12 protein-coding genes are annotated in these 23,129 nt (G+C 67.7%); 10 read left to right on the forward strand and 2 right to left on the reverse strand.

What is annotated here, in order from left to right:
- Positions 1 to 5 precede the first annotated feature (5 nt).
- Together smc and zipA are read left to right on the forward strand one after the other, a co-directional pair.
- Positions 6 to 3,509 (forward strand): chromosome segregation protein SMC, encoded by a 3,504-nt coding sequence (gene smc / locus BMZ17_RS13990; protein ID WP_093139143.1) that lies wholly within the window; start codon positions 6 to 8, stop codon positions 3,507 to 3,509.
- Positions 3,510 to 3,599: 90 nt separating this feature from the next.
- Positions 3,600 to 4,328: a cell division protein ZipA gene (gene zipA, locus BMZ17_RS13995; RefSeq protein WP_093139867.1), complete on the forward strand. Its 729-nt coding sequence runs from the start codon at positions 3,600 to 3,602 to the stop codon at positions 4,326 to 4,328.
- Positions 4,329 to 4,343: 15 nt separating this feature from the next.
- Here the strand turns inward: zipA and opgC (BMZ17_RS14000) are convergent, their stop codons facing one another.
- Positions 4,344 to 5,462 carry an OpgC domain-containing protein gene (gene opgC / locus BMZ17_RS14000; protein ID WP_093139144.1) on the reverse strand — a complete coding sequence of 373 codons (1,119 nt, stop codon included), beginning with the start codon at positions 5,460 to 5,462 and terminating at the stop codon, positions 4,344 to 4,346.
- A gap of 93 nt (positions 5,463 to 5,555) precedes the next feature.
- Positions 5,556 to 6,674, reverse strand: a complete 1,119-nt coding sequence (gene opgC / locus BMZ17_RS14005) for an OpgC domain-containing protein (RefSeq protein ID WP_175485591.1) — start codon at positions 6,672 to 6,674, stop codon at positions 5,556 to 5,558.
- Between the two features lie 216 nt (positions 6,675 to 6,890).
- Here opgC (BMZ17_RS14005) and ligA point away from each other — a divergent pair, with 216 nt between their 5' ends.
- The 8 genes from ligA (at position 6,891) to pbpC (ending at position 22,950) form a co-directional block, all read left to right on the forward strand.
- Entirely contained in the window at positions 6,891 to 9,374 is a 2,484-nt protein-coding gene (ligA, locus tag BMZ17_RS14010; protein WP_093139146.1) for an NAD-dependent DNA ligase LigA, read from the forward strand.
- Positions 9,371 to 10,360 carry an EF-P lysine aminoacylase EpmA gene (gene epmA, locus BMZ17_RS14015; protein WP_093139147.1) on the forward strand — a complete coding sequence of 330 codons (990 nt, stop codon included), beginning with the start codon at positions 9,371 to 9,373 and terminating at the stop codon, positions 10,358 to 10,360. Before ligA ends, epmA begins: the two co-directional genes overlap by 4 nt.
- 140 nt (positions 10,361 to 10,500) lie before the next feature.
- Positions 10,501 to 10,983, forward strand: coding sequence for a DUF3011 domain-containing protein (locus BMZ17_RS14020; RefSeq protein ID WP_175485592.1), 483 nt, complete (start codon positions 10,501 to 10,503; stop codon positions 10,981 to 10,983).
- A 50-nt stretch (positions 10,984 to 11,033) separates the two neighbouring features.
- A complete protein-coding gene (gene mtnA, locus BMZ17_RS14025) occupies positions 11,034 to 12,089 on the forward strand; it encodes an S-methyl-5-thioribose-1-phosphate isomerase (protein ID WP_093139149.1) in 1,056 nt (351 codons plus the stop codon).
- A 261-nt stretch (positions 12,090 to 12,350) separates the two neighbouring features.
- Positions 12,351 to 15,056 carry a DNA gyrase subunit A gene (gene gyrA / locus BMZ17_RS14030; protein ID WP_093139150.1) on the forward strand — a complete coding sequence of 902 codons (2,706 nt, stop codon included), beginning with the start codon at positions 12,351 to 12,353 and terminating at the stop codon, positions 15,054 to 15,056.
- Between the two features lie 238 nt (positions 15,057 to 15,294).
- Positions 15,295 to 20,184: an alpha-2-macroglobulin family protein gene (locus tag BMZ17_RS14035; protein ID WP_175485621.1), complete on the forward strand. Its 4,890-nt coding sequence runs from the start codon at positions 15,295 to 15,297 to the stop codon at positions 20,182 to 20,184.
- A 25-nt stretch (positions 20,185 to 20,209) separates the two neighbouring features.
- Positions 20,210 to 20,602: a DUF7668 domain-containing protein gene (locus tag BMZ17_RS14040; RefSeq protein WP_093139151.1), complete on the forward strand. Its 393-nt coding sequence runs from the start codon at positions 20,210 to 20,212 to the stop codon at positions 20,600 to 20,602.
- Between the two features lie 5 nt (positions 20,603 to 20,607).
- Positions 20,608 to 22,950, forward strand: a complete 2,343-nt coding sequence (gene pbpC / locus BMZ17_RS14045) for a penicillin-binding protein 1C (RefSeq protein ID WP_254775334.1) — start codon at positions 20,608 to 20,610, stop codon at positions 22,948 to 22,950.
- Positions 22,951 to 23,129 lie beyond the last annotated feature (179 nt).

Below are 23,129 nucleotides of genomic sequence, written 5' to 3' on the forward strand. Positions count from 1 at the left end.
GTCGCATGCGCCTGTCCACGATCAAGCTGTCTGGCTTCAAATCCTTCGTCGATCCCACCACGTTGCACCTGCCGACCAACATGACCGGCGTGGTCGGTCCGAACGGGTGCGGCAAGTCCAACATCATCGACGCGGTGCGCTGGGTCATGGGCGAAAGCTCGGCCAGCCGCCTGCGCGGCGACTCGCTGACTGACGTGATCTTTTCAGGTTCCTCGGCGCGCAAGCCGGTGTCGCAGGCCACGGTCGAGCTGATCTTCGACAACTCCGATCACACCATCTCCGGCGAATTCGCTGCGTTCAACGAGATCTCGGTCAAGCGCACCGTCAGCCGCGACGGCCAGAGCAACTACTACCTCAACGGCACCAAATGCCGCCGCCGCGACATCACCGACCTGTTCCTGGGGACCGGCCTGGGCCCGCGCAGCTACTCGATCATCGAGCAGGGCATGATCAGCCAGATCATCGAGGCGCGCCCGGAAGACCTGCGCGTGTATCTGGAGGAAGCCGCCGGCATCTCCAAGTACAAGGAGCGCCGCAAGGAAACCGAGACCCGCATCCGCCACACCCGCGAGAACCTGGAGCGCCTCACCGACCTGCGCGAGGAAGTGGACAAGCAGCTCGAACACCTCAAGCGCCAGGCGCGCCAGGCCGAGCAGTACCAAGCCCTGCAGGAAGAACGCCGGATCAAGGATGCGCAATGGAAGGCGCTGGAATACCGCGGCCTGGACGGCGACCTGCGCGGCCTGCGCGAAGGCCTGTCGGTCGAGGAAACCCGCCTGCAGCAGCTGATCGCAGAACAGCGCGAGGCCGAGGCCCAGATCGAAGGCGACCGCCTGCGCCGCGATGAAGCGGTGGAAACCCTCAACCGCGCCCAGGCCGACGTCTACCAGGTCGGCAGCAACCTGGCCCGCATCGAGCAGCAGATCCAGCACCAGAAGGATCTCTCCAATCGCCTGGTCAAGGCCCAACAGGAAGCCCAGGCGCAGTTGGCCGAACTTGGCACCCACATCGACAGCGACACCGCGCGCCTGACCGTCCTGCGCGAATCGCTGGACGAAGCCGAGCCGCAGCTGGAGCAGCTGCGCGAGGACGACGTCATGCGCCAAGACGCGCTGCGCGAGGCCGAGGCGAAGCTGTCCGATTGGCAGGCGCGCTGGGAAGCGCACAACCGCGCCACCGCCGAATCCTCGCGTGCCGGCGAAGTCGAACGCACCCGTGTCGATTACCTGGATCGCCAGTCGCTGGAATCCGATCGCCGCCGCGAAGCGCTCAAGGCCGAGCGCGCCGGCCTGGACCTGGAGGCGCTGGCGTCGGCGTACGAGGCGCTGTTCGAAGACCACGAAATCAAGAAGGCCTCGCTGGACGAGCTCAACGAAGCGGTCGAGCTGCGCAAGCAGGCCGTGGACGAGTTCAGCGAGCGCCAGCGCACGCTGCAGACGCAGCTAGCCGACGTGCGCAAGCACGCCCAGGCGGCACGCGGTCGCCTGTCCTCCCTGGAGACCCTGCAGCAGGCCGCGCTCGGCCAGGAGCAGGGCGCGGCGGTGGCGTGGCTCAAGGCGCGAGGGCTGGATTCGGCCACGCGCGTGGGCGAGGCGCTCACCGTTGACGCCGGCTGGGAAAACGCGGTCGAAGGCGCGCTCGGTCGCCTGATCGAAGGCGTGCTGGTTGAAGCGCCCGAATCGCTGGTCGAAGCCCTGGCCGACCTCGGCGAAGGCCGCATCGCGCTGGTCTCGCCGCAGGAAGGCAGCGAAACCTTCGCCGCGACCTCGCTGGCCGCCAAGGTGCAGGGCCCGCTGGCCGTGCGCCGCCTGTTGGCGCGCCTGCACGCGGCCGAAGACCTCACCGCCGCACGCGCGCTGCAGCCACAGCTGCCGGAAGGCGATGCGGTCATCACCAAGGGCGGCGAGCGCCTGGGCGAGGGCTGGATTCACGTCCAGCGCTCCGGCGCGGCCAAGCAGGGCGCGCTGCTGCGCGAGCGCGAGATCCAGTCGCTGCGCGAAGAGATCGACACCCTGCAGGCCCGCGAAACGCAGGCTGAGCAGGAACTGGTCAACCTGCGCGATGCCGCGCTGGCCGGCGAACAGGCGCGCGAGGAAGCCCAGCGCAGCCTGTATCAGGCGCACCGTGCCGTGTCCGAACTGGCCGGTCAGCTGCAGGGCCAGCAGGGCAAGCTCGATGCGGCGCGCAACCGCATCGACCGCATCGATGGCGAACTCGGCCAGCTCGGCCAGACGCTCGACGAAGCCCGCGATCAGGCCGCCGAAGCGCGCCTGCGCCTGGAAGACGCCGTCACCCGCATGGCCGACCAGGAAGACGCGCGGCAGCAGCTCGATGCCGAGCGCCGTGACTTCACCGGTGCCCGCGATGCCGCGCGCGAAGCGGCCCGCACCGTGCGCGAGGCCACGCACGCCCTTGCACTGACCCTGGAATCGCAGCGCACCCAGGTGGCCTCGCTGACCCAGGCGCTGGAGCGCATGGGCGGCCAGCGCGGCCAATTGGATTCCCGTCTGGGCGAGATCACCCTGCAGCTCAACGAAGGCGACGACCCGGTGTCGTCGCTGGAATCCGAGCGCGAGAACGCGCTGCATGAGCGCGTGCGCACTGAGCGCGTGTTGACCGAGGCGCGCACCGCGCTGGACGGCATCGACATCGGTCTGCGCCAGTACGAGCAGACCCGCCAGCAGCGCGACGAACAGGCGCTGGCTCAACGCGAGGCCATCGCCCAGCGCCGCCTGGACCAGCAGGCCCTCGTCCTCAAGGCCGAGCAGCTCTCCACTGCCGTGGAGCAGGCCGGTTTCGTGCTGGATGCGGTGATCGAAACCCTTCCCGAAGTGGCCAAGCTCTCGGACTGGGAACAGGCCGTGCAGCAGATCGATGGCCGCATGCGTCGCCTGGAGCCGGTCAACCTGGCCGCCATCCACGAGTACGGCGAGGCCAGCACCCGCAGCGAGTACCTGGAGTCGCAGAACGCCGACCTCACCGCTGCGCTGGAAACGTTGGAAGAAGCGATCCGCAAGATCGACCGCGAGACCCGCGGCCGCTTCAAGGACACTTTCGACCGGGTCAATTCCGGCGTGCAGTCGCTTTATCCGCGCCTGTTCGGCGGTGGCCATGCCTACCTGGAACTGACCGGTGAGGACCTGCTCGACACCGGCGTGACCATCATGGCGCGTCCACCGGGCAAGCGCGTGTCGAGCATCTCGCTGCTCTCCGGTGGCGAGAAGGCGATGACCGCCGTGGCGCTGGTGTTCGCGATCTTCCAGCTCAATCCCGCACCGTTCTGCCTGCTGGACGAGGTGGACGCGCCGCTGGACGAAGCCAACGTCGGTCGCCTGGCCGCGATGGTCAAGGAGATGAGCGAGAAGGTGCAGTTCCTGTTCGTCAGCCACAACAAGGCGACGATGGAAGCGGCCAACCAGCTCTCCGGCGTGACCATGCGCGAGCCCGGCGTGTCGCGCCTGGTGTCGGTCGACCTGGCCGAAGCCTCGCGCCTGGCGGGCGCGGCGTAACGCGTTGCAGCAATCGCTGCGTCATCCAAGGGATGGATGCCGTGCGCCAAGCGTGGCACCATCTCGCCTGTTTCGGAGAAGGAGCGCCTGATGTCGGATGTGTTGATGCTGCGGATCGGCATCGCCGTGGTCGGCGTCATCCTGATTGCCGCGATGATCCTGTTCGGCCGGCCGAAGAAGCCGCCGCAGGGACGTCGCCTGGAATCGGGTGAGCGTGATCCGTCCCGCGTCGAGCCCAGCCTCGGCGGCGAGAACACCGGCTACGACGCGCAGTCCGACTACAACGGCGACGGCGTGGTCCAGCCTGACCTGGGCCTGGCCGATACCAGCAAGGCGGACAACGACCTGGGCAAGCGCCCGGGCCAAGATTTCGACAAGATCATCTCGCTGTACGTGGCGGCCAAGTCCGGCCAGATGCTGCGCGGCGAGGACATCGTGGTGGCGGCCGAGAAGACCGGTCTGACTTTCGGCCACATGAATGTGTTTCACCGCCTGATCGAGCATCACCCCGAGCGCGGGCCGGTCTTCAGCATGGCCAACATCATGCAGCCCGGCAGCTTCGACATGGCCGCGATCCGCGAGCTGGAAACCCCGGCGATTGCATTCTTCCTGACCCTGCCGGCGCCGATGACCGCGCTCGATGCCTGGGAAATGATGCTGCCCAACGTGCAGCGCATGGCCGAACTGCTTGACGGCGTGCTGCTGGACGACAGTCGCAACGCGCTGGGCCGCCAGCGCATCCAGCACATCCGCGAAGAGCTGCGTGGCTACGACCGCCAGCACGAGGCGCCGCCGCTGAGCAAGACGCCGCGCTGGTAAGGCGTTCGAACCGGCTCAGGCCGGGTTTGCCGGCGCCATGACCAGCAGGTGGCGCAGCCGCAGGTAGCGCGCGAACAGCCACATCATCACCACCAGCAGTGCGGCGATCGCCAGGTAAGGCACCAGTGTCAGCGAGAGCGCCCGAAGCATCAGCGCGCCGGCGTAGGACAGCGCGATGCCGAAGGTGAACACCTCCAGCGACTGGCGGCCCAGCGTGCAGAACACCTCGACCGCCAGCGCGCCGCCCCAGCGTTGCAGGCGCGCCCGTTGCAGGGTTTCGCACAGCCAGAACCACGCGAACAGCACCAGCGCCGCATGGGCCAGCCGCAGCGGCGCCAGGTCGCGCTTGTCCCACCAACGCATGTCGGTGAGCGGCATCACCTTGCGGTCGATCAGGAAGAACACCGTCATCGCCGCCAGCGCGGCCAGCCCCGCGAACGCGATACGCGGTTGACGCACCAGGTCCTGCAGCCGCTGCAGCACCTGCATGCGGCCACCGACGATGCCGCCGATGAAGAGCAGCTGCCAGGCAAAGCGATTGAAGTAGCCGGATTCGATCGGCTGGCCCAGCGATTCGGCCACGGTGTGCCATTGGCTCACCGCATACAGCGCCACGGAGGCCGCCAGCACCGCCCACGGCCATCGGATCACCAGCGGCACCAGCGGAATGCTGGCTAGCAGGAACAGCACGTAGATCTGCAGCACGTCCAGCAGCGGCGGGCTGTCGCGCAGCATCAGGAAGGTCTGCACCGCGTGGTGCGGCGACCGGATCAGGTCGCCCATCCGCAGCTCGAAGGCGAGGTAGGGCGGCAAGGTGCCGCACAGCGCCAGCAGGCACAGGAAGGCCAGTGCGTTGTACAGGTACAGGTGCCCGGCGCGATGGCTCAGGCGCACGAACGACAGGCCCGCCGACCTGCCCGGTTGCGCATAGACCACGCCGACCAGGTAGCCGGAGATGAAGAAGAACAGTTCGGCCGAGGACGAATACCCCAGTGTCGTCGGCGTCCAGATCGCCTTGCCCGGATAGCCCAGTAGCTGCGCCAGCAGCGAGTAATGGTTGAGCGTGATGACGATCAGGCAGATGCCGCGGATGAAGTCCAGCGGCACCAGGCGATCCGACGTCGAGACGGCCATGTCAACATCCAGGGATCAGGACGCAAGCACGCGCCTGATCACCTCTAACGGCAAGACGTCATCTGACCGGCCTCACCGCGAATGGACACGTCGTCAGCGCGCCACGGCGCGGCGCCACTCCAGATAGCGCGCGAACAGCCACAGCACGATCGCCACCCCGGCCAGGATCAGGTAAAAGACCGCCGTGTTCGGCCGCAGCTCGCCCACCAGCAGCGACACCGCATAGGTCAGCGCGATGCCCACGGTGAACACTTCCAGCGAATGCCGGCCCATGCTGGCCAGGGCTTCATGCAGCCAGCGTGCGACTGCCGGCATGCGCGGATCGCGCAGTAGGCAGGACAGCCAGATATAGGCGGCCAGCACCAGCGCCGCGTGTGGGATGCGGAACACGCCCAGCTCGTGCTTGTCCCACCACCACGCATCGGTCAGCCCCAGCTTGCGATCGGCGACGAAGGCCAGCGTCATGATCGCCAGCGCCGAGATGGTCAGGATCACGGCGGGTTTCTGCCGCATCAGTGCTTCCAGCCGCGCCAGCAGGCCCAACTGCCCGCACACCACGCCGGCCATGAAGCAAAGCTGCCAGGCATAGGGGTTGAGCCCCTGGCCTTCGGCCTGCAGGCCCAGCGCCTGGCGGGCCGGTGGCCACTGGCAAACCGCGTACAGCAGCAGCGACAGCGCGAAGGCCAGCGCTGGGCTGCGCAGCGACAGCGGCACAAACAGCACCGACACCAGTAGGAAGCACACATACAGCGACAGGATGTCCAGCAGTGGCGGGCTGCTCGACATCAGCAGGAAATCGATCGTGGATTCACCCGGGCGATGGGCGAAGCGGCTCAGCTCCAGCGCTTCCATCGCGTAGGTGGCCAGTCCGGTAGTCGCGGCCAGCAGCACGACGAAGGCCAGTGCGTTGTACAGATACAGGTGCCCCGCGCGGTGCGAGAGCTTGACGAAGCGCTTGGAGAACGACACGCCCGGCCTGGTGTGCAGGATGCCGATCAGCACGCCGGAGACGAACAGGAACAGTTCGGCCGCCGAGGAGTAGCCCAGCGTCGTCGGCGTGAAGAATTCGCGGCCGGTATAGCCCAGCTTCCGCGAGAAGCTGGAGATGTGGTCGAAGGCGATGACGATCAGGCAGGCGCCACGGATGAAATCCAGCGACTCGATGCGCGCGCTGGCAGGGCGGGCGGGGGATGCGACGGCGGCCACCGTCACCGATGGACCGCCTGGGCGTGGCGCTGGGGCAAGCAGATTTCACGAAGTTGGCGCGTGGCCGCGTCGAAAGGGGAAAGGGAAGGGCGCACGGGGGAATGCTCCTTGGAACGTGGCTGGTGACCCTATCGCCCCCCGTGTTCAGGTGCTGTCGCCACGGTCCCAGAAAGCGACTTCCGGCAGTGCCGGGCCCGCAGCCGGACGACGTAAAATCCCCAGATGACCCAAGCGAACGACCCTGCCGCCCGCGTGGCCGCACTGCGTGAACAGCTCGATGACGCCAGTTATCGCTACCACGTGCTGGATGAGCCCAACATCCCCGATGCCGAGTACGACCGCCTGCTGCGCGCGCTGGATGAACTGGAAGCCGCGCATCCAGAACTGGTGACGCCCGATTCGCCCACGCAGCGTGTCGGCGCGTTGGCCGAATCGAAGTTCGCCGAAGTCCGCCATGCCATCCCGATGCTGTCGCTGGGCAATGCTTTCGACGATGAGGAAGTGGCCGATTTCGTGCGCAGGATTTCCGAGAAGCTCGGCCGCAAGAGGCTGACTTTCTCCGCCGAGCCCAAGCTCGATGGTTTAGCGATCAGCCTGCGCTACGAGCACGGCATGTTCGTCCAGGGCGCCACGCGCGGCGACGGCGCCACCGGCGAGGACGTCACCGCCAACCTGCGCACGGTCAAGGCGATCCCGCTGAAGCTGCGCGGCACCGGCTGGCCCGACGTGCTGGAAGTGCGCGGTGAGGTCTACATGCCGCGTGCGGCGTTCGAGGCCTACAACGAACAGGCGCGCCTGCACGGCGGCAAGGTGCTGGCCAATCCGCGCAATGGCGCGGCGGGCTCGCTGCGCCAGCTCGATGCACGCGTCACCGCGCAGCGGCCGCTGGCGTTCTTTGCCTACGGCACCGGCGCGGTGGAAGGCGGCGCGCTGCCGGACAGCCATTCGGGCGTGCTCAAGCAGTTGCGCGCCTGGGGCTTTCCGGTCAGCGACCTGTCGCAGCTGGTGCAAGGCGCAGATGGCCTGCTGGCGTTCTATCGCGACATCGGCGCGCGCCGCGATGGATTGGCGTTCGACATCGATGGCGTGGTCTACAAGCTGGACGATGCCGAAGGCCAGCGCGAGATGGGCTTCGTCTCGCGCGCGCCGCGCTGGGCGATCGCGCACAAGTTCCCCGCGCAGGAGCAGTCCACCACGCTGCGCGACATCGAGATCCAGATCGGTCGCACCGGCGCGGCCACCCCGGTCGCGCGCCTGGAGCCGGTGCAGGTGGCTGGCGTCATCGTCACCAACGCCACGCTGCACAACGCCGACCAGATCGAACGCCTGGACGCGCGCATCGGCGACACGGTGATCGTGCGCCGCGCGGGCGATGTGATCCCCGAAGTGGTGAGCGTCATCGAGGCCCAGCGCCCGCCGGGCACCCAGCCCTGGCAGATGCCCACGCATTGCCCGGTCTGCGGCTCGGACATCGTGCGCGAGGAAGGCGCGGCGGCCTGGCGTTGCTCCGGCGAGCTGAGTTGTCCGGCGCAGCGCAAGGAGGCGATTCGGCATTTCGTTTCGCGTCGTGCGATGGATGTGGATGGGTTGGGCGAGAAGTTCATCGAGGTGCTGGTCGACGCCGGCGTGGTCCAGGGCGTGGCCGACCTGTACAAGCTCGACCTGGACCTGCTGCTGCAGCTGCGCCTGGTCACCGGCGCGGAGACGCCCGAAGGCTTCCTGCGCGAGGCGCGCGAGCATCTGCCCAGCGGGGCGTACGCGAAGCTGGAGGCGACCGTCGCCAGCGTTCGAGGCGAGGGCGAGGAAGCACCCGACACCTGGCAGGCCGACCTGCTGCGCGCTGGCCTGCCGGCCTTCGACTGGAACCGGAAGAAGATCGCGACCAAGTGGGCCGAAAACCTGATCGAGGCGCTGGACAAGAGCCGGCAGACCACGCTGGAGCGGTTCCTGTTTGCGCTGGGGATCGATCATGTGGGCGAGAGCACGGCCAAGGCGCTGGCGGCGTGGTTCGGCGATCTCCAGTTGATTCGCGGCCTGCCGTGGCCGGTGTTCAAGCGCGTGCCCGATGTCGGGGGCGAGGTGGCGCGTTCGCTGGGCGGATTCTTCGCCCAGGACGGCAACCAGCAGGCCATCGACGACCTGCTGGCGCGCGGCGTGCAGATCGGCGACACGCATGTGCCCAGCGGCCTGCTGCGCGAGGGCCTGGATCTGCTCACGCTGCTGGCCGATCTCGAAATTCCCAAGTTGACCAAGGTGCGTGCCGAGACCCTGGCGGCGGCGATGCCCAACGCCGATGACATCGTCGATGCCGAGCTGGAAACGTTGATCGGCGTCGGCCTGCCCAAGGACACGGCCGCCGCGCTCGTCGGATGGCTGGAAGACGATGCTCACGTGCAGCTGTTGCGACGCACGCTCGACACGTTGGCCACGCTGGATGCGATCACGCCGCAGCAGGCGGCGATCGAGACCGGCCCACTGACCGGGCAGACCGTCGTGCTGACCGGTGGCCTGGAGGCGATGAGCCGCGACGAGGCCGGCGCCAAACTGGAAGCCCTCGGTGCCAAGGTCGCCGGCAGCGTGTCGAAGAAGACCAGCTTCGTCGTGGCCGGCGCCGAGGCCGGTTCGAAACTGAAGAAGGCGCAGGATCTGGGTATCGATGTCTGGGACGAAGCGAAGCTGCTGGCGTTCCTGGACCAGCACGCATGAGCCAGCCCTGGGGGCCGACCGCAACGCTTGACGTGTTGCGGCTGCGCGCGCGGCTGAACGCGCTGGTGCGCGGATTCTTCGCGCAGCGCGACGTGCTGGAAGTGGAGACGCCGGTGTTGTCGCAGGCCGGCAACACCGAGCCGAACATCGAGAGCTTCACCGCCGCGTTCACTGGCCACGTCAGCGCCGGCGCGCGCACGCGCTGGTTGCGCACCTCGCCGGAATATCCGCTCAAGCGCCTGCTCGCCGCCGGCATCGGCGACTGCTACGAACTGGGGCGCGTGTTTCGCAATGGCGAGGCCGGCGGCCGCCACAATCCCGAGTTCACGATGCTGGAGTGGTATCGCGTCGGCTGGGATCATGTGCGCCTGGCCGAAGAGACCGTCGCGCTGGTGCAGCAGGCGCTCGCGCTGGTCGGCCGCAGCGCCAGTGTGCGCGTGCTGACCTATCGCGCGCTGTTCCAGCAGGGCTTGGGCCTGGATCCGTTCACCGCCAGCCAGGCGCAGCTTCAGGCGGCGCTGGGCGAGGTGCAGATCGACGCCGACGGGCTGGGCCGCGACGACTGGCTGGACCTGCTGGTCACGCACCACCTGCAGCCGGCGTTCGCCGACGATGCGATCACGATCGTGCATGACTGGCCCGCCTCGCAGGCGGCGCTGGCGCAGATCCGTCAGCCTGACCCCGCGAAAGCGGGGGATCCGCCGGTGGCCGAACGCTTCGAGCTGTACCTGGGCGCGGTCGAGCTGGCCAATGGTTATCACGAGCTGCGCGATGCCGATGAACAGCGAACCCGGTTCAGCCACGACAACCAGCGTCGCGCTGCGCGCGGGCTCGTTCAGCGCCCCCACGATCGGCACTTGCTCGACGCCCTGCCACTCATGCCACACTGCGCTGGCGTGGCAGTGGGGATGGATCGACTGCTGATGGCGATGTTGGGAACGCCCCGCATTGCCGATGTGCTGGCCTTCGATTTCGCGCGGGCCTGACACACGCTGGGAATACACGGACCGTAAACACGTGAATGTGCTGGCATGTGGTGCCTGCAGGGAGTTCGAGTTTGCGTACCGTTCGGGGGAAGTCCGTGTTGAACAGCGGTTGGGTGCGTGGGTGCGTGCTGGCATGTGCGATGACCGCACTGGCCGGCTGCGGAACCGTGGGGCGCTGGTTCGGCGGTGGCGAACGCGCTCCCGAGGAAGTGGCTGTCGAGCATTTCAGCTGCGAATCCAAGGGCGCGGACCTCAAGTACTGCGACGTGGACGCCTCGGCCGGCGTGCGCCTGACCAAGCAGCTCTCCAATACGCCCTGCATCAAGGGCCGTACCTGGGACTACGGTCGCTTCGGCGTGTGGGTGGACCACGGCTGCCGGGCGGAATTCGTCAGCGGCCTGGGCGATGACGACGGCGGCGAATTCGACCTCAAGCACCGCGTGGTCCGCTGCGAATCGCAGGACCAGGCGCGCAAGCGCTGCCCGGCACAGGTGACCGTCACCCCGGTCGAACTGATCCGGCAGATGTCCGATACCGCCTGCGTGCAGGGCCAGAGCTGGGGCTGGGATGCCGACGGCGTCTGGGTCGACGGCGGCTGCCGCGCGCTGTTTCGGGTGCGCTGATCGCGCGCCCTACATCGGGATCGCCACATCGTGCCGGTTAAAATGGGCCGATGAACGACACCTTCGACTACGCCCGTTACGACCGCATCCGTCCCATCCTGTGGACGGGCGATGCCCTGCAACTGCTCGACCAGCGCAAGCTGCCCTTCGTGGTGGAGCATGTGGAATGCACCACCAGCGATGACGTCGCCGCAGCCATCCACGCCCTGGCCGTGCGCGGCGCGCCGGCGATCGGCATCGCCGCAGCCTGGGGCACGGTGCTGGCCGGGCGCGACATCGACGCCGCCGACGGCGCCGAGGCGTCGCTGAAGATCGAGCCGGCCCTGCAGCGCCTCAACGCCGCCCGTCCCACCGCCGTCAACCTGGCGTGGGCGCTGGCGCGCATGCGCCGCATGCTGCAGCCCGCAGGCGCCGACTGGCGCGCGGTGCTGGAACACGAAGCCGAAGCCATCGCTACCGAGGACCTGGCCGCCAATCGCCACATGGGCGAGCTGGGCGCAGCGCTGATCGGCGAGGGCAGTGGCGTGCTGACCCATTGCAACACCGGTTCGCTGGCCACCGCCGGCTTCGGTACCGCGCTGGGCGTGATCCGCGCCGGCGTGGCCCAGGGCAAGATCCTCAAGGTCTTCGCCGATGAAACCCGCCCGTGGCAACAGGGCGCGCGCCTGACGGTGTGGGAGCTGCAGCAGGACGGCATCGACGCGACCCTGATCGCGGACTCGGCGGCCTCGCACCTGATGAAGACCGGCGTGGTGCAGTGGGTCGTGGTCGGTGCCGACCGCATCTGCGCCAACGGCGATACCGCCAACAAGATCGGCACCTACCAGCTGGCCATCGCGGCGCGCCACCACGGCCTGAAGTTCATGGTCGTGGCGCCGTCCTCGACCGTGGACATGGACACCGCCAGCGGCGAGCTGATCGAGATCGAGGAACGCGATCCGGGCGAACTGCACGGCATCGGCGGCGTGCGCATCGTGGCCGAAGGCATCAAGGCCTGGAACCCGGTCTTCGACGTCACGCCGGGCGATCTGATCGACGCGATCGTGACCGAGAAAGGCGTGGTCGAGGCACCGACCACCGAGAAGATGCGCGCCGCCTTCGGCTGAGGCTTCAGCCGTGCCACGACAGGCTTGACAACAGGCCGCGCGGCAGGGCCGAAAACGCCGAGTGGAACATGCCGCAAAGCCTGCCGGCGTAAGCCTGGTTCCACGCGCAAGTGCTTGATTTACGCCGCATCCAGGGCCGCATCCGGGGTGCCGCGCGTGGTACAATCGCGCGGTTGAAATTCCCTCCGGAATCCAGTGGCTGCAGTCTCTGTGGCAGCCGGGGTTTTGGCCTGAAGTACCGAATACAAGCACGGACATCGAATGGCTGATCTCGCCAAGGAAATCATCCCCGTCAACCTCGAAGACGAGATGCGCAAGAGCTACCTCGACTACGCCATGAGCGTGATCGTGGGCCGCGCACTCCCCGATGTCCGAGATGGACTCAAGCCGGTGCATCGCCGCGTGCTGTTTGCGATGAACGAGCTTGGCGCGCACAGCAACAAGCCGTATTACAAGTCCGCCCGTATCGTCGGTGACGTGATCGGTAAGTACCACCCGCACGGCGACCAGTCGGTCTACGACACACTGGTGCGCATGGCCCAGCCGTTCTCGCTGCGCTACCTGCTGGTCGATGGCCAGGGCAACTTCGGTTCGGTCGACGGCGACTCCGCCGCGGCGATGCGTTACACCGAAGCGCGCATGTCGCGCCTGACCCATGAACTGATGGCCGACATCGACAAGGAAACCGTCGATTTCGTGCCCAATTACGACGAGAAGGAGCTGGAGCCGTCGGTCATGCCGACCCGGTTCCCGAACCTGCTGGTCAACGGCTCGGCCGGCATCGCGGTCGGCATGGCGACCAACATCCCGCCGCACAACCTGTCCGAAGTCGTCGATGGCCTGATCGCCATGATCGACAACCCGCTGATCGATATCGACCAGCTGATGGAATACATCCCGGGCCCGGATTTCCCCACCGCCGGCATCATCAACGGCACCGCCGGCATCATCGCCGGCTACCGCACCGGCCGCGGCCGCGTGCGCATGCGCGCCAAGGCCGACGTGGAAGTCGACGATCGCACCGGTCGCGAGGCGATCATCGTCACCGAGATCCCCTACCAGGTGAACAAGGCGCGGTTGATCGAGAAGATCGCCGAGCTGGTCAAGGAAAAGAAGCTCGAAGGCATCAGCGAGCTGCGTGACGAGTCCGACAAGGACGGCATGCGCATCTACATCGAGGTCAAGCGCGGCGAATCGGCCGAGGTCGTCCTCAACAACCTGTATTCGCAGACGCCGATGGAATCGGTGTTCGGCATCAACATGGTCGCCCTGGTCGACGGCCGCCCGCAGCTGCTCAACATCAAGCAGATGCTGGAAGCCTTCGTGCGCCATCGCCGCGAAGTGGTGACCCGCCGGACCATCTTCGAGCTGCGCAAGGCGCGCGCCCGTGCCCACATCCTCGAAGGCCTGACCGTCGCGCTGGCCAACATCGACGAGATGATCGAGCTCATCAAGACCTCGGCCAATCCCGGCGAGGCGCGTGAGCGCATGCTGGCCAAGACCTGGGAACCGGGCCTGGTCGGCTCGCTGCTGGCCGCAGCCGGCAGCGAATCCTCGCGTCCGGAAGACCTGCCCAGCGGCGTGGGTTTCCTGGGCGGTCGCTACCAGCTGACCGAAGTGCAGGCCTCGCAGATCCTGGAAATGCGCCTGCACCGCCTGACCGGCCTGGAGCAGGAAAAGCTCACCGAGGAATACCGCCTGCTGCTGGACACCATCGCCGGCCTGATCCGCATCCTGGAAAACCCCGAGGTGCTCAAGGAGGTCATCCGCGAGGAGCTGCTGAACGTCAAGGCCGAGTTCGGCGACGCGCGTCGCAGCGAGATCCGCCAGAGCGAGGAAGATTTCGACATCCTCGACCTGATCGCGCCGGAAGACATGGTCGTGACCCTGTCCCACGCCGGTTACGCCAAGCGCCAGCCGGCCAGCAGCTACCGTGCGCAGAAGCGCGGCGGCCGTGGCCGCAACGCGGCGGCGACCAAGGACGAGGATTTCATCGACCAACTGTGGCTGGTCAACACGCATGACACGCTGCTGACCTTCACCAGCAAGGGCCGGGTGTTCTGGCTGGCCGTGCACCAACTGCCCGAAGCCGGGCCGAACGCGCGCGGCCGCCCGATCATCAACTGGATCCCGCTGGAAGCCGGCGAGAAGGTCCAGGCGGTGCTGCCGGTGCGTGCGTACGAGGAAGGCCGCTATGTGTTCTTCGCCACCCGCAACGGCACGGTCAAGAAGACCCCGCTGACCGAGTTCGCCTATCGCCTGGCGCGCGGCAAGATCGCGATCAACCTGGACGAAGGCGATGCGCTGGTCGGCGTGGCCCTGACCGATGGCGAGCGCGACGTGCTGCTGTTCGCCTCCAACGGCAAGACGGTGCGCTTCGGCGAGGAAACCGTGCGCTCGATGGGCCGTACCGCCACCGGCGTGCGCGGCATCCGCCTGGGCAAGGGCGAGGACGTGGTCAGCCTGATCGTGGCCGAGCGTGCCGCCGGTGCGGGCGCAGACGAGTCCGAGGACGAGGCGGTTGATGACGTTGTCGACACCGCGGCCGACGAGACCGTGCTGGAGACCACCCAGGACGAATCCGGCTGCTACATCCTGACCGCCACCGAGAACGGCTACGGCAAGCGCACCCCGCTGGCCGAGTACCCGCGCAAGGGCCGTGGCACCCAGGGCGTGATCGGCATCCAGACCAATGCCCGCAACGGCAAGCTGGTCGGCGCGCTGCTGCTGGGCAACACCGACGAGGTCATGCTGATCTCCGATGGCGGCACCCTGGTGCGCACGCGCTCGACCGAGATCTCGCGCGTGGGCCGCAACACCCAGGGCGTCACCCTGATCCGCCTGTCCAAGGGCGAGAAGCTGCAGGCGATCGAACGCCTGGATGCCTCGCTGGAAGAAGAGGACGAGTTGGCCGAAGGCAGTGGCGACACCGCCGCCGCCAGCGTCGAGGCCCAGCCGGACGCCTGATCCGCGCTGCGCCATCGTCGTCTGCTTCACCGCGCTGCCGTCTCTTGAAAAAGAGGCGGCAGCGTCGTTTTAGCAGTCGGGCCGCGGTCTATACTCCCGCCCAAACTTGGGCAGGAGAATGCGTTTCATGGAGAGCACGCAGGGTCGTGGCGCACGCGCGTCGACGCAGGCCAACGCGCAGGATGCGCAGCAGTCAATTCCCGGGTTATCCCTTTCAACACGACATCCGTGGCGCGCCATGCTGCTGGCCGCGGCGCTGTCGGTGCTGGCGCTGGCTGGCTGTGATCGCAACAAGACCGGCGACCTGCCCAAGGTCTCCGGCGAGGCGGTCAAGGTCGAGAAGGCCAAGACGGTGTCCGGCTTCGGCCTGGCCAATGCCTATCCGGACGAGGACGACGGCGAGGTCTCCATCGCCCTGGAATTCAGCCAGGCGCTGGTGGAGTCGCAGGACTTCGACAAGCTGCTGCACGTCACCGACGACAAGGGCGCGCCGGTCAGTGGCAGCTGGGTGCTGGGCGACGAAGGCAAGGTGCTGCGCTTCCCGTCGGTGGAGGCCGCGCGCGATTACACGGTGAAGATCGACGCCGACCTGCTGGCCGCCGCGGGCGCACGCCTGGGCAAGGGCGTGGAGCAGGTGGTGCACACCGGTTCGCTCAAGCCCTCGGTGGGTTTCGCCTCGCAGGGCAGCGTGCTGCCGGCCAAGGACACCCGTGGCCTGCCGGTGGTGTCGATCAACGTGCCGGAAGTGGACGTGGAATTCCTGCGCGTGCGCGAGGCCGACCTGCCGCGCTTCTTCGACCAGTACCAGCGCGGCGGCAGTCGCGGTGCCTGGGACCTGGATCGCTCCTACGGCGACCACACGCCGCTGGGCGACATGGCCGAGTCGGTCTACCTCAACCGCTTCGTGCTGGACGGCAAGCCCAACGAGCGCGCGCTCAGCTACCTGCCGATCCAGGACATCAAGCAGCTGCAGGAGCCGGGCCTGTACTTCGCGGTGATGAAGCGGGTCGGGCGGTTCTCCGAAGACCTGCAGACCGCGTTCTTCAGCGTCAGTGACCTGGGGCTGCACGCACGAGCCTACAAGGACACGCTGTTCGTGCACACCGCCTCGCTGGCCAGCGGCGAGGCGACCAAGGGCGCGCAGCTGCGCGTGCTCGACGCCAAGGGCGACACCGTGCTCAAGGGCGAGACCGACGGCAACGGCAACGCGCTGCTCAAGTACACGCTGGACGCCGGCCAGGTGCTGGTCGCCAGCCGCGGCAAGGACGTGACCCTGCTGCCGTTCAACCAGCCGGCGCTGGACCTGTCCGAGTTTGCCGTGGCCGGGCGCGAGCAGGCCTGGTTCGACGTGTTCGCCTGGTCCGGGCGCGACCTGTATCGCCCCGGCGAAACGGTGCGCGTGTCGGCGCTGCTGCGCGATTTCGACGGCAAGCCGGTCAAGGCCGACCAGCCGCTGTACCTGCGGCTCAAGCAGCCCGACGGCAAGGTGTTCCGCGAGACCCGGCTGAAGCCCGCCGAGCAGGGCTATTTCTCCTTCGAACAGGCGATCCCCGCCGAGGCGCCGACCGGGCGCTGGCAGGTGGAATTCCGCACCGATCCGGGCAGTGCCGAAGCGGTGCAGGGCATGACCCTGCGCATCGAGGAATTCCTGCCCGAGCGCATGAAGCTGGACCTGTCCGCGCCGGACACGCTCAAGCCGGGTTCGCCGCTGGCGCTGCAGGCCGACGCGGCCTACCTGTATGGCGCGCCGGCCGACGGCAACCGCTTCACCGCGCGGCTGGCGGTGGCGGTCGAGCAGCATCCGCTGGACAAACTGCCGGGCTGGTTCTTCGGCGATCCCACGGTGGATCTGCCCAAGGAAGCCAAGGACGTGGTCGATGCGACCTTCGACGCCAAGGGCCATTACGAAGAGGACATCGCGCTGCCCGACGAGGTCAAGCCGGTCACGCCGGTGGCGGCGATCGTCTCCGGCAGCGTGTATGAAACCGGCGGACGCACGATCAACCGCACGCTCAAGCGGGTGATGTGGCCGGCCGAGGCGCTGGTGGGCGTGCGGCCGCTGTTCGACGACAAGGAAGGCTCCAATGCCAACGGCACGGCAGGCTTCGAGATCGCGCGCATGGACGCGGCCGGCAAGCGGCTGTCCGGAAGCAATCTGAAAGTCACGCTGGTGCGCGAGCGCCGCGACTATCACTGGACCCATGACGACGACACCGGCTGGTCGTTCGACTACACCCAGCGCTTCGAGGAAGTGGACACGCGCAAGATCGATGTCGGCCCCGAGGCGGCGCGCGTGGAGTTCCCGGTGGAGTGGGGCGGCTATCGGCTGGAGGTGTTCGACCCGGCCACTGGCCTGACCACGCGTTATCCGTTCACCGCTGGCTGGAGCTGGAGCGACGACAACCGCGGCCTGGATGCGCGCCCGGACAAGGTCAAGCTCTCCCTGGACAAGACTGGCTACCGCGCGGGCGACACGCTCAAAGTGACGGTCACGCCGCCGCATGAAGGCAAGGGCGTGCTGATGGTCGAGTCCGACCACATGCTCTACGTCAAGAATATCGACGTGAAGCCGGGCAGCACCTTCGAGATCCCGGTAACGCAGGACTGGGAGCGACACGACGTGTACGTGACCGCGCTGGTGTTCCGCGGCGGCAGCGCGCCGTCCAAGATCACCCCGGCCCGTGCGGTCGGCGTGGCGCACGTGCCGATGGACCGTGCCGCGCGTCGCGTCGCGGTGGGCCTGAAGGCACCGGAGAAGATGCAGCCGGACCAGGACCTGGCCGTCACCGTCAGCGTGCCGCAGCTGGCCGGCAAGAATGCGCACGTCACCGTCTCGGCGGTGGACGTGGGCATCCTCAACATCACCCGCTATCCGGTGCCGGATGCGACCAGCCAGTTCTTCGCCCAGCGCCGGTTCGGCGTGGACAGCTTCGACGTGTACGGCCGGGTGATCGAGAGCTTCGAGGGCGATACGGCCAAGCTGCGTTTCGGCGGCGACATGGCGCTGGGACCGCTGCCGCAGGCCAAGCGACCGACGGCCAAGGTGCAGACGGTGGACCTGTTCGCCGGCCCGGTGAAGCTGGATGCCAAGGGCAATGCGCGCGTGATCCTGAAAGTGCCGGATTTCAACGGCACGCTGCGGGTTTCGGCGCTGGTGTATTCGGACGACCAGTACGGCAACCGCGACGTGGAAACCCTGGTACGCGCACCGGTGGTGGCCGAAGCCAGTCTGCCGCGCGTGCTGGCGCCGGGCGACCGCAGCATGGTCACCCTGGACGTGCAGAACTTCACAGGTAAGCCCGGCGCCTTCAAGGTGCAGGTGGACGGCATCGGCCCGCTGGCGATCGGCGAAGGCAGCCGCACCGCGCAGCTGGCCGATGGCGCCAAGACCACGCTCAGCTTCCCGCTGACGGCCAGGGAGGGCTACACCACCGCGCAGGTGCGCATCCGCGTGGACGGCGCCGCCGGTGGCTTCAAGGTGGATCGCAAGTACGACGTGCCGGTGCGGGCCGGCTGGCCGAGCGTGGTGCGGACCGAGAGCCGGGTGATCGATCCGCTGGCGCCGATCACGATGGGCGCCGGCTTCGGCGATGGATTGATGGCTGGTTCGATCAACGCACGCATGGTGGTCAGCGCGCTGCCGCCGATTCCCTTCGCCTCGTCACTGGAAAACCTGCTGCTGTATCCCTACGGCTGCATCGAGCAGACCACCAGCAAGGGCTACGGCACGCTGCTGCTGGACCAGCCCACGGCTGACCTGCTGGGCACCAAGGGACTGGATGCGGAGAAGCGCCGTGCGCGCATGGAAGGCGCGTTCGGCCGCATCACCTCGATGCAGGTGGCCAACGGCAACTTCTCGATGTGGGGCGATGACAGCGATGTGGTGCCGTACATCACGCCGTACGTCACCGAGTTCCTGCTCGATGCACGCGATGCCGGTTTCGCGGTGCCAGACGCGGTCCTGCAGAAGGCGCTCAACCGCCTGAGCGAGGACCTGCTGTCGGGCGGCAACCAGTTCTACGGCGCGGACTTCCGCGATCACCTGCGCTTCGCCAACCAGGCTTACGAGGGCTACGTGCTGGCGCGCGTGGGCCGTGCGCCGCTGGGCACGCTGCGGGCGCTGTACGACAACGATCGGGTCAAGTCGATGACCGGGCTGCCGCTGGTGCATCTGGGCATCGCGCTGTCGCTGCAGGGCGATACCAAGCGCGGCGCGCGCGCGATCGCGCTGGGCTTCGACAAGACCGGCGACCGTCCGCGCTATCTCGGCGACTACGGCACCCAGCTGCGCGATGACGCGTTGATGCTGGCCCTGGTGCGCGAGCGCAAGCTGTCCAAGCCCGAGTACGACGCGCGCGTGGTCTCGCTGGGCCGCGAGCTGGACGAGCGCCGCAAGGCCAGCTGGTTCTACCTGAGCACACAGGAGCAGGTGGCGTTGGCGCGGCTTGGCAAGTCGCTGCTCGGCGATGCGCAGGCGAAGGCCGTCAGCGGCACCTGGGCGGCCAACGGCAGTAGCGAAGCGGTGGACGGGCAGCGCCTGTTCGCGCGCAGCTTCGATGGCGACACGCTGGCCAAGGGCGTGAGCTTCACCCCGACCGGCACGCCACCGCTGTACGCCAGCCTGGAAATCGCCGGCGTGCCGCGCAGCGCCCCGGCCGAGGACAAGTCCAAGGTCGGCGTGGTGCGGCGCTACTACAACACCGACGGCACCGAGTGGAAGGGCGGCACGCTGAAGGAGGGCGACGCGCTGATCGTCGGCCTGCGCATCACCGCCGACACCGCCATGCCCGACGCACTGCTGACCGACCTGCTGCCGGCCGGCCTGGAGATCGAGAACTTCAACCTGTCCGACGCCAAGCAATGGGCTGACGTGGTGGTCGATGGCATCGACATCACCGACCGCGGCGACGCGGCCGACGTCAAGCACGAGGAGTTCCGCGACGACCGCTACGTGGCCGCGCTGCGCCTGCCCGAAGGCGGCAGCGGGGCGAAGGTGTTCTACCTGGTCCGCGCCGTCACGCCCGGCACCTACACCGTGCCGCCGCCGCTGGTGGAAGACATGTATCGGCCGGATATCCGCGGCGTGGGCGCTTCGAGCCCGGCGACGATCACGGTGGTACAGCCGTGATCGTCGTGGTGCCAAGCGCCAGGGGATGACGCAACCAGACGACATCGTTCCGGTGCAGCGCAACGAGGACCGAGAGCAGGTGGTTCCGTCCGCTTGGCGGCCGACGATTGCGGCGATCGTCGCTGCATTCAGGGATGGTGATTTTGCGCTCGAACGCGGGATTGCCGATGTCTCGCTGCGTGCTTCCATTGATGGAGCATGGTTGTCAGACAACGTGGCGGCCTACGGCGGCACGTTGGACACACTGCCGCCCGAAACATGGTGGACTTCGGTGTACGTGTGGATGGGCGAATGGTGGGAAGTCCTCGTTGATCTCTTCACGGTCGAAGAGGGGCGAAGCGATCTGGTTCTATTCCTGCGTGTCCGCGAACGTGCATCCAAATACGAGTTCGAAGTGACCTCGCTGCACGTGCCGTGATCAGACTGTTGCGGCAACGCGGATGGAGTTGGTTGCGCTGGACGACGGTTGTCTTCCTGATCACGTTGTTGGCCCTCGACTTCGCCTTCCCCCCACCGCTCCCCAAGGCGCGCGACACGAGCACGCTGGTCGTCGCGCGTGATGGCACGCCGCTGCGGGCGTTCGCCGATCGCGATGGCGTGTGGCGCTATCCGGTCTCGCCCGAAGGGGTGTCGCCGCTCTACCTACAGGCGCTGCTGACCTACGAGGACCGCTGGTTCTGGAAGCATCCGGGCGTCAATCCGTGGGCGCTGCTACGGGCGGGCGGGCAGCTGCTGACGCGCGGGCACATCGTCTCGGGCGGTTCGACCCTGACCATGCAGGTCGCGCGCATTCTCGACCCGCATACGCGCACGCCGTGGGGCAAGGCCAAGCAGCTGCTGCGTGCGGTGCAGCTGGAAGTGCACCTGAGCAAGCGCCAGATCCTGGACCTGTACCTGGAGCGCGCGCCGTTCGGCGGCACCATCGAAGGCGTGGAAGCGGCGAGCTGGGCGTACCTGGGCAAACCCGCCTCGCGCCTGTCGCATGCCGAGGCCGCATTGTTGGCGGTGTTGCCGCAATCGCCGAGCCGGCTGCGCCCGGACCGCAATCCGCAGGCCGCGCGCGCCGCGCGCGACAAGGTGCTGGCGCGCATGGTGTCGCTGCACGTGTGGTCGCAGGAACAGGTCGATGATGCGCGCATCGAGCCGGTGGTTGCGCGCTCGCTGCAACCGCCGTTGAGCGCCGCGTTGCTGGCGCTGCGCCTGCACCAGGATCAGCCCAAGGCCACGCGCATTGCGTCGACCATCGATGCGGATCTGCAGCGCACGCTGGAGCAGCGCGTCACCGCGTATTTCTCCAACCTGCCCGAACGCACTTCGGCCGCGTTGCTGGTGGTGGACAACGCGACGATGGAAGCGCGTGCCTATGTTGGCTCGGTCAAATTCGGCGATGTGAAGCGGCTCGGCCACGTCGACATGGTCCAGGCCTGGCGCTCGCCCGGCTCGACGTTGAAGCCGTTCCTCTATGGCCTGGCGCTGGACGATGGCCTGATCCATTCGGAAAGCCTGCTGGTTGATGCGCCGCAGGGCTTCGGTGGCTATCGGCCGGGCAACTTCGATACGGCCTTCAACGGGCCGGTGGGCGTGGCCGAAGCGCTGCGCCTGTCGCTCAACGTGCCGGCGGTGGACGTGCTGGATCACGTCGGCCCGCCGCGCTTCGCCGCGCGCCTGGCCAATGCCGGCATCGACCTGCATTTTCCGCGCGGGGCGAAGCCGAACCTGGCGATGATCCTCGGCGGCACCGGCGCGCGGCTAGAGGATCTGGTCGGTGCGTTCGCCGCGTTCAATCGCGACGGGTTGTCCGGGCGCGTGCGTTACACGCAGGACGATCCGAAGAACGATCGCCGGTTGCTGTCGCCCGGCGCGGCTTGGATCGTGCGCCAGATGCTGCAGGACAACCCGCGCCCGGGCTACGCGCTGGACACCTTCGATACCGCGTCGCGGCCGCGCGTGGCCTGGAAGACAGGCACCAGCTACGGCTATCGCGATGCCTGGGCGATCGGCGGCACGCGGCGCTACACGGTGGGCGTCTGGGTCGGCCGCCCGGATGGCACGCCGCTGCCTGGTCAGTACGGCGCAGTGACCGCGCTGCCGCTGATGTTCGAGGTGATCGACAGCCTGCCGCGCGGGCGCGGCGATGCCATGACCACGCCGGCGCCGGCCAACGTGGCGCAGCTGGAGGTGTGCTGGCCGCTGGGCCTGCCACCCGATCCGGCCGCGCCGCAGCTGTGCCAGAAGCGGATGCAGGCCTGGACGCTGGATGGCAACGTGCCGCCGACGTTCGCCGAGCGCGACGCGCGCCTGTGGCGCAGCGGGCTGGAGACCTTCCAGCGCGACGCCCGTAGCGGGCAGCGCCTGTCCGCCGCGTGTACGGCACCGCACACGCCGCAGGAGGCACAGATCGCCCGCTGGCCCGCGTTGGCATCGCCTTGGCTGACGGCGGCCGAACGCGGCGCCTCGCGCTTGCCGCCGCTGGCGCCCGATTGCGCGGCCGATGGACGTGATGCCGCCGCCTCACTACGGATCGAAGGCCTCAACGAGCGCGCCACCATCGCGCGCGCACCGGGCAGCCTGAAGCCGGCGACGGTGCGGCTGCGGGCGTTAGGCACCGAGACCGACGTGCAATGGCTGGTCGATGGCCGCTGGATCGCACAGACCTACGGCGCACGCAGCTTCGAGCACGGCTTCGAGCAGACCGGCGAGCACACGCTGACCGCGTTGGCTGACAGCGGTGCATGGGCGACGGTGCGGTTCAAGGTGCTGCATTAGCGACTGATCTTTGCGAACGGCTTGCCGTTGTCGCGTTGCTACTTTTTTTTGCTTGTTGTTGGAGGCGCTTCAGCGGCGATGAGGCTTTACAGAGAAGTTTCCATCGCCGCTGAAGCGGCTCCCACAAAAGCGGCTGACGGCTGCGCGCATCTGTAACGTTGCGATGAAGTCGCGCAGCA

Origin of the sequence: Pseudoxanthomonas sp. GM95, assembly GCF_900109775.1 — a bacterium.
Lineage (GTDB): Bacteria > Pseudomonadota > Gammaproteobacteria > Xanthomonadales > Xanthomonadaceae > Pseudoxanthomonas_A.